This window comes from Candidatus Viadribacter manganicus (assembly GCF_001679665.1).
Lineage (GTDB): Bacteria > Pseudomonadota > Alphaproteobacteria > Caulobacterales > Aquidulcibacteraceae > Vitreimonas > Vitreimonas manganica.
Genome location: NZ_CP013244.1, coordinates 3,263,837 through 3,276,134, shown reverse-complemented (window position 1 = coordinate 3,276,134; position 12,298 = coordinate 3,263,837). Strand labels below are relative to the sequence as shown.

The window sequence follows — 12,298 nt, the reverse complement described above, 5'->3', positions numbered from 1 at the left end:
CGCGAGAGATAATAGCATCCGCCGGCGGATCGCGCCGCGCTGCGCACGTAGCGGCGAACTTCACACCCTCCTCTCTTGCAGACTTTAAGGCGCGCCTCGCAAGCGCGCCTTCTCTTTGCCTCGCGGCAGCACCAACTGGCATCACACCACGATCACACCTGCGCAACACACAGCGCGATAGGGTCAATTGATGACAGCTGATTCTCTCCCCGACACGATCAGGGGTCGCGCGTGGGATGGCGCGCAAACGGTTGAGGACGTCGTCGCTAACGTGCGCACGGGAACTTGGCCGCGCGTTGGGTTTACGGGCGCGATGGTGGCGCTTTCGTTGGCCATGCTGCCGCTCGTGCCGGCGCTCATCTGGTTCGCCTTCATTCTGGGCTGGGAGCTCGCTCTACGGCCGTGGCTCGAACGCACATTCGCGCTGCCGGCCGCGAAGCATTCGTCGGCGCGCGGCTTCGGCTGGCTAGCGGCGCTCAATTTCATCGGCGCGGTGGCGTACACGATCTATCCGGTGGCGGTGTTCACGACGGGCGTGCCGGTGGGGATGGTGCTCGCGACGGCTTGGATCTGCGGTTCGGCCAACCACTTGTTCGTCTATTTCTCCGCCAATCGCTGGCTGTTGCTCTCATGCGTCGCGCCATTGGCGTTCATGTCGTTGTCAGCGCCGCTCGTGACCGAGGGGCTGAGCATCGAGGCGGCGATCGGTGTTTCGACTCTGGCGGCGCTTCTGCTCGCGGCATCCATGTTCGGCTTCGATCGCCAGGTGCTTCTGAGCAATCTCGCCAAGCACGCAAGCGCGCGTTCGAGCGCGGAACAGGCCAATGCCGCGAAGTCACAATTCCTGGCGACTATGAGTCATGAGCTCCGCACGCCGCTGAATGCGGTCATCGGCTATGCCGAACTCATCGAAGAAGAAGCCGAACGCGGCCCCATTGCCGAGGATGCAGCCAAGATACGCACCTCGGCGCGGCAGCTGCTGAGCGTCATCGATGTCATCCTGGATCTTTCGAAACTGGAGACGGGCGCGATCGAGCTTCGGCGCGAGCGCGGGCTCGCAACAGCGGTGTTGCAACAATTGCGCGAAGCGGCGCTGCCGCTGGCGATGGTGAACAATAACACCGTCACGGTGACTGGTAGCGATGCGCTTGGCGAAGCTGAGATCGACCATATGCGTCTGCATCAGTGCTTGATGCAGCTGGTCTCGAACGCCGCGAAGTTCACGCGTGACGGCGATATCCGCGTCAGCGCGCGCCGCGAACAACTGGGCGCACGCGAGCGACTAGTCTTCAGCGTCGCAGACACCGGCCCCGGCATTCTCCCGGAAGACCAGGCGCGGATATTCGACCCCTTCGTGCAAGGGCAAACCGGCGCCGCGCGGCGCTCCGACGGTTCGGGCCTCGGGCTGACCTTGGTGCGCCGCTTGGCCCGGCTGATGGGCGGCGATGTCCGCTGCGAAAGCGAGCCCGGCAAAGGCGCAACGTTCACCTTGTGGATCGACGCGGGCCCCAGTCGCTGAGCTTTTTTTTAGCGGCCCTGCGTCCAAAGCCGCCGCGCCCCGCATCTGTGTCAGCAATAGGGCAAACGTCCCTAGGCTATGGAGCTGACAATGGACGCCGAAATCTTTGTACCGTTTGTGTTTTTTGGTTTTCTAGCTGCGATCATCTTGGTGCCGCAGCTTTCGAAGGAGCGCACCAAGCGTTCGGCGCACGATCTCGTTTCGCAAGCGCTCTCGCGCGGGCAGAACCTCGACCCAACCCTGGTTCAGCAGCTAACGCAGAACCTTCTCGACGAGGGCAATCGCGCCCGTAAAAGCCTCGGCAGCGCCGTGATCCTGCTGGCTCTGGCGGGCGGCTTCATCGCCACCGGTTACGTGATGGACGGCTTCGATCCGGGCGGCGATGCGCGCCACGGCATGTGGATCCCGGCGATCATTCTGGGTTCGGTTGGAACGGCTTTCCTGCTGCTCTCGATCATCGACTATGCAACCAAGCGCCGCGCTCAGAGCTAACGCTACACACCACCGCTTCTAATCTGGGCCAGAGACCTCGACGGTCTCTGGCCTTTCGTTTGCGCACAGGCCGAAGCCGTTTCATCAAATCTCCGCATTTCCGCGCCGCTCCCGCCTTGGCGGGTGCGTCTAATTGAGCTTGGCGGTAGGGCTGAGGCGATGTTGGGCGGTTTGAGAGCATGGGTGGTTTTAGCGGCGCTGGCGCTTGCCGGCTGCGGCGCCGCGCGGGCTGATGCCCCGGCCGAAGCACAAAATGGTTGGGTGCAAATCACGCCCGACGCCACGCGGCTCGATGGACGTCTCTACGAAGCTACCTGCTCGCATGCTGCAGGCACCGATCCGGCGTACCGGTTTTGGTTTCGGCGCGGCACGTTGGATGGACTCGTCGTTTTCTTCGACGGCGGCGGCGCGTGTTGGGATGATGTGACGTGCGCGATCCCACGCCGGCGCGAAGCCGAACGCGACGATGACGGTTTCTACAAAGCCGAACTCATTCCGAGCGACAATCCGAACCGCTTCAGCGGCATTTTCGACTTGGACAATCCGCGCAATCCGGTGCGCGATTGGAGCTTCGTCTATGTGCCCTATTGCACCGGCGATGTTCACTCAGGTTCGAACACGGCGCGCTATAGGGATCCGGACACTGGCGAGCCCTATACAATCGAACATCGCGGCGCCGACAATTTCCGTGTCGTCCTGCATTGGTTGAAAGATAACTTTCCCCAGCCTGAGCAAATCCTGGTCGCGGGATCAAGCGCCGGCGCCTACGGCGCTTCAACGCACTTTCCGCGCATCCGCGCCGCGTTCCCGCGCGGGCGCGCGCTGATGCTGGGCGACGCCGGGCAAGGCGTGATGACTCAAGAGTTCCTTGATCAACGCAATGCGAGCTGGCGATTTGCACTGCCGCGGGAAGTGTTTGCACGCAACACGGTGCTGACACCGGAAGTCGATGTCGTAGGCCGGCTCGCTGCCCGCTATCCTGGCGACCGCTTCGCGCAGTACACAACCGCGCACGATATTACTCAGTCGAGCTTCTACGCCCTGATGGGTGCGGAGAACGCTTGTCTTGCCTGGACCGCGAACATGACGACAGCCCTCGCGCAGCGCCAGCATGCGGGGAATTTCCGTTCCTACCTCGCCTCCGGCGAAACCCACTCAATCTTGCGCACGCCGCGCTTCTACACCGAGCAAAGCGGCGGCGCGCCATTGGCCGAATGGCTCGCCGCCGCACTCAGTGCGAACGGCGCCGGATGGCAAAATCGCGCGTGCGAAAATTGCATGGTGCGTCCGACGCGGTGTTCGTACTGAAATCCGCTAGCCGTATTTGAACACCGGCGCGGCAAGATCGATCGCCGGAAGCTCTTCTTTCTCGCGCCAATAATCCTGTGTGTGCTGCCATTCATAGCTCTCGCCGCGCTTCGGCAAGAGGTCCATGCGGCGCATAAGATAACCTGGATTGAAATTCTCGGGGTCGATCCATGGCAAGCGCTTCATATTCAGCTGGCTCTCGGGAATGACAGCTTCGACGCGGTGCACCCCCTTCTCGTCCATGAACTTCAGCAAACGGCAGACGAAATCGCCCATGAGGTCGACGCGCAACGTCCAGCTGGCGCGAAAATAGCCGAACACCCAAACCATGTTCGGCACACCGGTGAACATCATGCCGCGATACGTGACGGTGTCGGCGAAATTCACCGGCCCACCATCGACGGTGAACGCAATGCCGCCGAGCACGCTGAGATTGAAGCCAGTCGCGGTGACGATCACATCCGCTTCAAGCTCACGCCCTGACTTTAAGAGCACGCCGGCTTTGGTGAAGCGATCGATCTCATCTGTGACCATGGTTGCCTTGCCGGCGGCGATGCCCTGGAAGAGATCACCATCTGGTACGAAGGCAATGCGCTGACGCCACGGACGATAACGCGGCGTGAAATGGGTCATGTCATAATCGGGGCCAAGGAAGAGGCGCACGCCGCTTAGCAGCTCCTCTTTCACGGTTTCGGGTTCATCGAACGCACGGTGCGTAAACTTGTCTTGATCGTAGAGGATCTTCTTGCGGGCAATGTCGTGCACCGTCATTTCGTCAACGCCGATGGTGCGCAGCATTTCCACCAGTTCATTGATGTTGCGGCCCGGAATGAAATAGGTCGGCGAGCGCTGGAGGACAGTGACGTGCTTGCACGCACTGGCGATGGCCGGGACGACGGTGGCGGTGGTTGCGCCCGAACCGATGACGAGCACGCTCTTGTCTTTTAGGTCGATGTCCTTGGGCCAAGTTTGCGGATGAACCAGCTCGCCTTTGTAATCTTCCATCCCCGGCCAATCGGGCGTGTAGCCTCGGGCGTGCTCGTAATAGCCTTGGCACATCCAAAGGAAGTTGCAGGTAAAAACGCGCCGTTCGCCCGCGTCGCCAAGTTCGGCTTCCACGGTCCAGAGATTGGTGGTGCGCGAAAATGAGGCCGAGATGATCTTGTGCCGGTAGCGAATATGCGGCGCGAGATCGTTTTCCTTGATGACATCGCCCATGTAGTCGAGGATTTCGGCGGCAGTCGCGATGGGCGGGCCAATCCACGGTTTGAAGCGATAACCGAATGTGTGCAGATCGCTATCCGAGCGGACACCGGGATAGGTGTGCATCAGCCAAGTGCCGCCAAAACTTTCGAGCGCTTCGAGCACGACGAAGCTCTTGCCGCTGCATTGCTGCTTCAAGTGATACGCTGAGCCGATGCCGGAAATGCCGGCGCCTGCGATCAAAACGTCAAAATGCTCGGTCATGTACGCGCTCCACAGCGGCATGCTCGAACCAGTCGGGGCCCCAGCTGTTGAGGCAAGTCAAATGACGTGGCGCGAGCTAGGCGCTTGGCAGACGGCGTTACATGGGTTGAAACGGCGCCTGGAGAGCCAATGCCTATTCCGACAATCTTTGTGGACGCTGACGCCTGCCCTGTGAAGGAAGAGATTTATCGCGTGGCGAGGAGGACAGGTTGTCCGGTGCAGGTGGTCGCGAACAGCTTCATGCGGGTGCCGCCGGATGTGAAACTCACGGTGGTCGAAGCGGGCCCGGACATCGCCGACGATTGGATCGCCGAGCGCGTGCAGCGCGGCGACATCGTTGTCACCAACGACATTCCGCTGGCGGACCGCACCCTGAAAGCGGGCGCCGCCGCGTTAGGCGCGACCGGCAAGGCGTTCACGGAAAGCTCGATTGGGGCGGCGATGGCGCAACGTGAACTGATGGAGCATCTGCGCTCGTTCGGCGAAGGCGGAGGCGGCCCGCGGCCCTTCAGCCAAGCGGACCGCTCGCGCTTTCTCTCGGCGCTGGATGCGGCGGTGATGAAGGCAAAGCGGCTTTAGAACACCGCCTGCGCTTCACCGCCCATCATTTGTTGGCGGACGAGCGGGATTGGCGGCCCCCCATAGCTCAGGAACTCGTCGTGGAAATCGTGCCAGCCTTCTCGGCCGCCGCGCGTGGCGGTCCAATCTTCGCGTAGCCGGCGGATCAGCAACTTACCCAGCGTGTAGTTGAGGTAAGCCGGATCATAGGTGCCGCGCGCTGCTTGCTGACGCGCGTTGCCTTCGTCCTGATAGCATTCGTTGACGAACATTTCGCGCGACTGATCGACAGTCATGCGGCCCGTGTGCATGAGGATCGCCGAAAGGAAACGGCAATCACGGCGAAGCGCGTTGGAGATCTGGCCAACGTGCGTTTCCGGATCGCCGTTGCCGAGGCCCGCATCCCACATCATCTCTTCGGTGTAATGCGCCCAGCCCTCCGCGTAAGCGTAGCCAACGAAGACACGGCCGAACTGGTTTCGCGAGCGGTTGGCGTGGAGGAAATTGAGGAAGTGGCCTGGCCAGACTTCATGCGCTGAAACGAACAGGAGTTCGGCGCGTCCCGGCACGAAGTCGTGCTGAACTTGCGCGGGCCATGATGGGTCAGGCGGCGCGATGTAATAGACAGACGGAAGGTTCGTCTCATATGGGCCGGGAATGTCGATATAGGCGAAATTCTGCCGGCGGAAAGGCGGCGCCTCAGCGACCTGCGCCTCCTCCGTTCCCGGAATAGAGACGAGATTATTATCGGCGATGAACTGGCGAAGCCCCGCGAGCTGCGCGCGCGCACCTTCGACTGAGCCGCCTTCCGGCTTGTGCTCGCCCATACGCGACATGCATTGCGAGATTGTGACCCCTGGGGCGAATTGCGCGCAGGCCTCGCGCATCGCGGCTTGATTGCGCGCGAGATCTTCGCGGCCAATGCGTTCGATTTCCTCAAGCGGCAGATCGACCATTTCGGTGTCGCGCAGCATTTGTGAGAAGCGCTCGGCGCCGAGAGCAAAATCGCTGGTGGCGTTCGGACGCTGCGCTTCGACCCAGTCGGAGAGTTCGCGCATGGCTACCGAGGCGGCGTTGGATGCTTCCGTCAGCTGGGTCTGCAAGGCCGCATCAGTGACTTCTGCGAACGCTGCCTTGCCGTCACCTTGATAATAATCAGCGAGGCCGCCGAAGGACGAGCGTCCGTAATTGACGAAGGTCAGAGGCATAGGCGTGCGGAGATTGGCGCGGATTTGTTGTGCGGCGTTCGGCACGGCTTGGAGGTAGCGAATGTAAGCGCGCAGGCGGACGTCCGCGGCCGCATAAGGACGCGCGACGTACATCGAGGGGCTGAGCGCGCCCATGTAATATGCCGGATTGGCGTGCGGCTGATCGGCGGTTTCGAGCCAGAAGAGCTGACCGCGCGCGACAGCGACGAGATAGTCGCGCTGGAAGGCCTGCTCTTCGTTGAGGCCACTCATGGCTTCAGCTTGCGTGATCGTATCGCGCAGGAATGTCTTGGCGCCAGTGAGGCCCCCTTCGCTCCAATCCGGGAGACGGCCATCGAATTCGTGACGGCCCTGGCTGGCGCCGAATGTCGGATCGATTTCGAACGCACGTTCGATGAAGGCGTTCTGGAATTGATCCCAGTTAGCGGATTGGTTGCAGCCGGCGAGCGTCAGCAATGCTGCGGCTGCGAGCGCGATAAACTTGTTCATGGCGATCCCCTTGCGAGGCGCAGATTGGCGGAGCGCGCGAAAGATCGCTAGCCAGAAATCGACGAGCGTCCCATGGCGCGGCGAACGAAGCCTACGGCAACCACTCATTTCGCGGCGGACCAGCAAATCGATTGGCATCGGTCTGCCCTGGCGCGAACAACAACCACAATAAGAGCAACGTCAGCACAATAGCGAGCGCGATGTCGGGCCAAGCCCCGTCGATCGACGGCCAGAACGACACCGCAACCGAGCACAAATATACAACGCACAGGCCCGCGATTACGCGAAAGCCTGACCAACCGAGATCGTGCGCGCGCCTCGAAAAAGGATAGAAACTTAAAATGGCCAGACCAAAAGCGCACTGAGCAATCCGACGCGATCAACATCGCTCGTCACAAGATAGCCACCACCGTGCGGGGCTGGCGGAGCTACATTGGTGAACCAAACAGAGAAAATAAGCGAAGACACGACACCTGGGCCGAGTGACCCGAGAAGGCATTGGCGCCGGTTAAGACGCCCACTCCAGCCCCATACGAGCCTAAGCCAGCTCGATCATCACCTCATCGGCCGCCACGCTGGCGCCCGAGGCGACATTCACCTTCGCGATTACGCCATCGCGTTCGGCTCGGATGATGTTTTGCATCTTCATCGCTTCGACGACAGCGACGCCTTCGCCTGACTTTACTTCCTGCCCCGCTTTCACGTCGATGGAGATAACGAGGCCCGGCATCGGTGAGACGATAAGTTTAGAGGTGTCAGCCTTCTGCTTTTCCGGAATCTTCTTATGGAGTTCGGCCCCGCGCGGCGTTGCAACTTGCGCGAGCACAGTTACGCCGCGATGGCGGAGCGTGTAGCCGCCTGGCGCGGTCTTAATTTTGACCGAGAACGGCTTGCCATCGAACTTGCCGCTGATGATGCGGGCGCCGGGGCGCGCGACAGTGTCGAGACGATGGGTTTTGCCGTCGACGGTGACGCCAGCACCAGTGTCATCAAGATCGACGCTGGTGAGATGGTGGGCGCCGTTGAGAATGACGGTCCAGTCACGCTGCCAGCTCTTGGCGCCGCCGTTTAAGCCGCCGCTAATGTCGCGAGCGCGACGAGCGGTGAAAGAACGAGCGATCGCGGCGGTCGCGATCAAGAGCTTTTCTTGTTCGCTTGTCGGCGGAACGCCTTCAAACCCGCCCGGGAAATGCTGCTTGATGTAGGCGGTGGTGAAATCGCCTTTGCGGAAATCCTTTTCCTCCATCACCGCGCCTAGGAACGGGATGTTGTCGGCGATGCCGTCGATGAGGAAATTGTCGAGCGCCGCGGCTTGGGCGTCGATCGCCGCGATGCGCGTTGGCGCATGAGTGATGAGCTTGGCGATCATCGGATCATAGAACATCGAAATCTCGTCGCCCTCGCGAACGCCAGTTTCGTTGCGGAGCGTGACATCGCCGGTTTTGCCTTCGGCGGGCGCCTGATAGGCGCGCAGACGGCCGATGCTCGGCAAGAAGTTGCGGTAAGGATCTTCGGCATAGATGCGGCTTTCGATCGCCCAGCCTCTAATCTTCAGATCCTTCTGCTTGAACTTGAGAGGCTCACCGGCGGCGACGCGGATCATCTGCTCGACGAGATCGAGGCCGGTGATCATTTCCGATACCGGATGCTCAACCTGGAGACGGGTGTTCATCTCGAGGAAGTAGAAGCTCTTGTCGGCGCCGCTGGCGACGAACTCGACGGTGCCGGCGCTATCGTAATTCACGGCGCGCGCCAGAGCGCAGGCTTGCTCACCCATCGCCATGCGCGTCTTTTCGTCAAGCAGTGGCGACGGCGCTTCTTCGATAACCTTCTGGTTGCGGCGCTGGATCGAGCACTCACGCTCGAACAGATGCACGACGTTGCCGTGCTTATCGCCCATCACTTGGATCTCGATGTGGCGCGGAGCGGTGACGAACTTCTCGATGAAGATGCGATCGTCGCCGAAGGCGCCTTTGGCTTCAGCGCGCACCGCCGGGAAGCCCTCTTCCACCTCCTTGCGATTGTAAGCAACGCGAATGCCTTTGCCGCCGCCGCCCGCGCTCGCCTTGATCATCACCGGGTAGCCGATCTCTTCGGAGATCTGCATGGCATGCTCGACGCCATCGATTTCGCCGATAAACCCTGGCACGCACGAGACGCCAGCTTCGGCGGCGCTCTTCTTGGATTCGATCTTGTCGCCCATGGCGCGGATGGCGTGAGCGTTGGGACCGATGAATACGAGCTTCTCAGCTTCGAGCCGGTCTGCGAACTCCGCTTTCTCCGAAAGGAAGCCAAAACCTGGATGGATCGCTTGCGAGCCGGTTTGCTTGGCGGCTGCGACGATCTTGTCGATAACGAGGTAGGATTGCGCCGCGGGCGGCGGACCGATGAAAACGGCCTCATCGGCCATATCCACGGCAAGGCTATCGGCGTCGGCCTCAGAATAGACGATCGCCGTCTTGATCCCGAGCCGGCGAGCGGTGCGGATAATGCGGACAGCGACTTCGCCGCGATTGGCGATCAGGATTTTATCGAACATCGGGGCGGTGTTAGCGGGGTTTATTCGATCCGTCATCCTCTCACCCATCCCCCGGATGCGAGGGCTTGGCGAACAGTCCGGGGCCCATAAACCTCGCCTGCTCGCGGGTAACGCTCAGGCACAAGCGCTTATGGGTCTCGGGCTCCGCGTTCCGCATCGCTCCAGGAATGGGTGGTGGTAGGGTGTCAACATGAATCGTCGTGAAGTCATTGCAGGCGCGGCCGCCCTCGCGGCTTGCTCTCAACCCGCTCAGAGCCAAGCGCCCGTCATGCCCTTTCCCATGCGACGCGGCGTCAATCTCGGCAATGCGCTCGAAGCGCCCAATGAGGGCGACTGGGGCTACCGGATCGAGTTGCCGCATCTCAACGCCATCCGCGACGCGGGTTTCGATGGCGTACGCCTGCCAGTGCGGTTCGACGCACACGCCGGCTCGACGCCGCCTTATGCATTGGGTGGCAACTTCTGGCGCCGGGTCGACGAGATCGTCGAGCACGCCTTGGGCCTCGGACTTATGGTGCAACTCGACATGCATCACTACGAGCGGCTGATCAGCGAACCGGCGCGGCAACGTGATCGTTTTCTCGGTATGTGGAGCGTGATCGCTCATCACTACCGCGGCGCACCGGCTGGGTTGATCCTGGAGCCGTTCAACGAACCGAACGGGCCGAACTGGCGCGCGGGCGCGTTGATGGATTTGCAGCGCGACGTTGTTGCAGTCATCCGCGATCGCGGCGGAGCAGAGCGCTTAATCGTGCTCGGGCCAGGCAATTGGCAGAACATCGATGCGCTGCGCGATTGGCGCCCGCCGGAAGGAGAAAACATTGCCGTGAGCGTGCACTATTACGAGCCGCACGCCTTCACGCACCAGAACGCCGAATGGATGGGCGCGGACGCGCCCGTGTTTGGCCGTGATTGGGGAACGGATGCTGATCGCGACCTCGTACGCCAACACATCGAACGCGCCCACCAATGGGGCGCCCAATATGGATACGCGATGCAACTCGGGGAGTTCGGCGTGAACACCGCTGCGCCACTGGCGCAGCGCGTAGCGTGGACGCGCACGGCGCGCGAGGCGTGCATCGCCTACGGGCTTGGCTGGTGCGTTTGGGATTTTGCCGGCGCATTCCCGATCTGGGATCGCACGAAGCAGGCGTTCATTCCCGAACTCCGCGACGCGCTGTTCGCGCGCGACGCGTGGATCGCCGAGAACTAGTAATCGAACATCTTTTCGTCGCGCTCGGCGCGGCGTTTGGCTTGCGCGACGATGTGGGCGGCGAGTTCATCGCGCGTGAGCGAAGGCGTGACGCCGCTCGGATCGAGATTGTGCTCGGCAACAAGCGCGCGAAGTGCGCTTAGATCCTGATCTGCGAGCGCCGCACGCAAGCCATCTTCACCGCCTTTGCGGAAGACACCCGCAGGATTGATCTCGGGCGCCAGGCCGACCGGCGAAGCAACGGATTCAGAAGGCTGCGGTGCGCTCGGCACAACGGCGCCAGGTTTATTGCGCTTGGGCCTTCCCGACGCCGTAGCGACCGGCGCGTCCTCGTCCCGGGCGACCTCATCCAACACGTCCTCGGCGACATCGCGGCGGCTGTCGTGACGTTGCAGTACGGCGTCGAGGCGATCGGCGAAATCGGGATTGCGCTTCGCCTCGCGGCGAATTTCATCGAACAGACGATCGAGCGTTTTGTTGAGACTCATAGACTGGGCGCGAGCTCCACCTTGCTCTGGAATTCTTCGCCGAGCTTTTTAACAGTGCTAGCCATCTGGCCGTACTTTTGTTCGAAAGTACGTTGGGTTTCCGACCATTCCGCCGCCTTGGCGATATCGACGTGCTGCGGGATGCGCACATCGAACATTGCGTCGCCGAGATTGTCCTTCAGCAATTGCGCTTCAGAACGATGCAGCGAGAAGCCGTCTTCGTACTTGGTGGCGAGCACCATGAGTTGTGACGGCCCGCCGCGACGCTCGTTGATGAGGCGCAGCGCACGCTTGCGGAATGTGATAAGTCCCAAGCGCGACACGTAATCCGGGATCGAAGGCACGAGGATCGTGTCCGCCGCAATCAGCGCCGCTTCCGCGAACAGTGAAATGCCGGGCGGGCAATCGATCAGGATGTAATCGTAGTCGTTGATGACATTCTTGATGCCGTTGGCGAAGCGCTCGAGGATCCACTTCTGGATCATGTCGATCTGGAAGCCGCGTTTGACGAAGCTCTCTATCATGTCGCGTTCGACGATGCGGAATTCCGGCGCGGATGCACAGAGTGCGACGTCGGGTTTGCCCTTCAAGTCACTGACGTTTTTTTCGATCAGTTGTTTGAAGGGCTTCGGCTTCTGCTGAACGATGTAGCTCTCGAAATAAAAATCGAGCGTTCGCTCGGCTTCGCGCATGCCGTTCCACTTCTCAGGGCCTGCGACCATGATCGAAGCGTTGGTTTGCGGATCGAGATCGATCACGAGCACGCGGCGGCGCTGGTGATGCGCGAGCGTTTCGGCGAGGGAGACCGTCGTCGTCGATTTGCCGACGCCGCCCTTCATGTTGATCACCGAGATAATGCGCGCGGGCATTCTTGCCCCTTTCTGTTCGTCCATAATTTTTGAACCCCGGACGGTCGGCGCGGAGGGTTAGTTTCTGGTAAATTTGGGTCAAGCCATGGACGCAGCGTTCCCCACTGCAATCCGAACATGAACCTCAGTCAGGATTCAGCGCCACGGC

Annotated in this window: 10 protein-coding genes; 5 read left to right on the top strand and 5 right to left on the bottom strand. The window is 61.2% G+C overall.

Annotation, left to right across the window (positions count from 1 at the left end; translation table 11 throughout):
* Nucleotides 1–190 precede the first annotated feature (190 nt).
* The 3 genes from ATE48_RS16780 to ATE48_RS16770 all read left to right on the top strand — a co-directional run bounded on the left by ATE48_RS16780 (nucleotide 191) and on the right by ATE48_RS16770 (nucleotide 3,319).
* Nucleotides 191–1,519 carry a sensor histidine kinase gene (locus tag ATE48_RS16780; RefSeq protein WP_066773580.1) on the top strand — a complete coding sequence of 443 codons (1,329 nt, stop codon included), beginning with the start codon at nucleotides 191–193 and terminating at the stop codon, nucleotides 1,517–1,519.
* 90 nt (nucleotides 1,520–1,609) lie between these two features.
* Nucleotides 1,610–2,011, top strand: coding sequence for a hypothetical protein (locus ATE48_RS16775; protein ID WP_066773577.1), 402 nt, complete (start codon nucleotides 1,610–1,612; stop codon nucleotides 2,009–2,011).
* Between the two features lie 159 nt (nucleotides 2,012–2,170).
* Nucleotides 2,171–3,319, top strand: coding sequence for a pectin acetylesterase-family hydrolase (locus tag ATE48_RS16770; protein ID WP_066773572.1), 1,149 nt, complete (start codon nucleotides 2,171–2,173; stop codon nucleotides 3,317–3,319).
* Between the two features lie 6 nt (nucleotides 3,320–3,325).
* On the opposite strand, the gene ATE48_RS16765 is transcribed toward ATE48_RS16770, so the two are convergent.
* Complete coding sequence (locus ATE48_RS16765) at nucleotides 3,326–4,786, bottom strand: flavin-containing monooxygenase (protein WP_228126674.1); 1,461 nt, start codon at nucleotides 4,784–4,786, stop codon at nucleotides 3,326–3,328.
* Between the two features lie 129 nt (nucleotides 4,787–4,915).
* Between ATE48_RS16765 and ATE48_RS16760 the strand changes: the two genes are divergently transcribed.
* Nucleotides 4,916–5,365 (top strand): YaiI/YqxD family protein, encoded by a 450-nt coding sequence (locus ATE48_RS16760; protein WP_066773568.1) that lies wholly within the window; start codon nucleotides 4,916–4,918, stop codon nucleotides 5,363–5,365.
* Here the strand turns inward: ATE48_RS16760 and ATE48_RS16755 are convergent.
* The gene (locus tag ATE48_RS16755; protein ID WP_066775304.1) at nucleotides 5,362–7,041 is read right to left on the bottom strand and encodes a DUF885 domain-containing protein; all 1,680 of its coding nucleotides are present in this window, start codon (nucleotides 7,039–7,041) and stop codon (nucleotides 5,362–5,364) included. The two genes, ATE48_RS16760 and ATE48_RS16755, sit on opposite strands and share 4 nt — an antisense overlap.
* Before the next feature lie 538 nt (nucleotides 7,042–7,579).
* Nucleotides 7,580–9,580: an acetyl-CoA carboxylase biotin carboxylase subunit gene (locus tag ATE48_RS16750; protein WP_066773566.1), complete on the bottom strand. Its 2,001-nt coding sequence runs from the start codon at nucleotides 9,578–9,580 to the stop codon at nucleotides 7,580–7,582.
* A 190-nt stretch (nucleotides 9,581–9,770) separates the two neighbouring features.
* Between ATE48_RS16750 and ATE48_RS16745 the strand changes: the two genes are divergently transcribed.
* Nucleotides 9,771–10,793, top strand: coding sequence for a glycoside hydrolase family 5 protein (locus ATE48_RS16745; RefSeq protein ID WP_066773564.1), 1,023 nt, complete (start codon nucleotides 9,771–9,773; stop codon nucleotides 10,791–10,793).
* Here the strand turns inward: ATE48_RS16745 and ATE48_RS16740 are convergent.
* Both ATE48_RS16740 and ATE48_RS16735 read right to left on the bottom strand, forming a co-directional pair.
* Entirely contained in the window at nucleotides 10,790–11,281 is a 492-nt protein-coding gene (locus ATE48_RS16740) for a hypothetical protein (protein ID WP_066773561.1), read from the bottom strand. The two genes, ATE48_RS16745 and ATE48_RS16740, sit on opposite strands and share 4 nt — an antisense overlap.
* Nucleotides 11,278–12,150 (bottom strand): ParA family protein, encoded by an 873-nt coding sequence (locus ATE48_RS16735; RefSeq protein ID WP_066775301.1) that lies wholly within the window; start codon nucleotides 12,148–12,150, stop codon nucleotides 11,278–11,280. The genes ATE48_RS16740 and ATE48_RS16735 overlap by 4 nt, the downstream gene beginning before the upstream one ends.
* Between the last annotated feature and the right edge of the window lie 148 nt (nucleotides 12,151–12,298).

Coding starts and splice junctions, on each gene's coding strand:
- ATE48_RS16780 (WP_066773580.1), top strand. CDS start 191: ATGACAGCTGATTCTCTCCCCGACACGATCAGGGGTCGCGCGTGGGAT.
- ATE48_RS16775 (WP_066773577.1), top strand. CDS start 1,610: ATGGACGCCGAAATCTTTGTACCGTTTGTGTTTTTTGGTTTTCTAGCT.
- ATE48_RS16770 (WP_066773572.1), top strand. CDS start 2,171: ATGTTGGGCGGTTTGAGAGCATGGGTGGTTTTAGCGGCGCTGGCGCTT.
- ATE48_RS16765 (WP_228126674.1), bottom strand. CDS start 4,786: ATGACCGAGCATTTTGACGTTTTGATCGCAGGCGCCGGCATTTCCGGC.
- ATE48_RS16760 (WP_066773568.1), top strand. CDS start 4,916: ATGCCTATTCCGACAATCTTTGTGGACGCTGACGCCTGCCCTGTGAAG.
- ATE48_RS16755 (WP_066775304.1), bottom strand. CDS start 7,041: ATGAACAAGTTTATCGCGCTCGCAGCCGCAGCATTGCTGACGCTCGCC.
- ATE48_RS16750 (WP_066773566.1), bottom strand. CDS start 9,580: ATGTTCGATAAAATCCTGATCGCCAATCGCGGCGAAGTCGCTGTCCGC.
- ATE48_RS16745 (WP_066773564.1), top strand. CDS start 9,771: ATGAATCGTCGTGAAGTCATTGCAGGCGCGGCCGCCCTCGCGGCTTGC.
- ATE48_RS16740 (WP_066773561.1), bottom strand. CDS start 11,281: ATGAGTCTCAACAAAACGCTCGATCGTCTGTTCGATGAAATTCGCCGC.
- ATE48_RS16735 (WP_066775301.1), bottom strand. CDS start 12,150: ATGCCCGCGCGCATTATCTCGGTGATCAACATGAAGGGCGGCGTCGGC.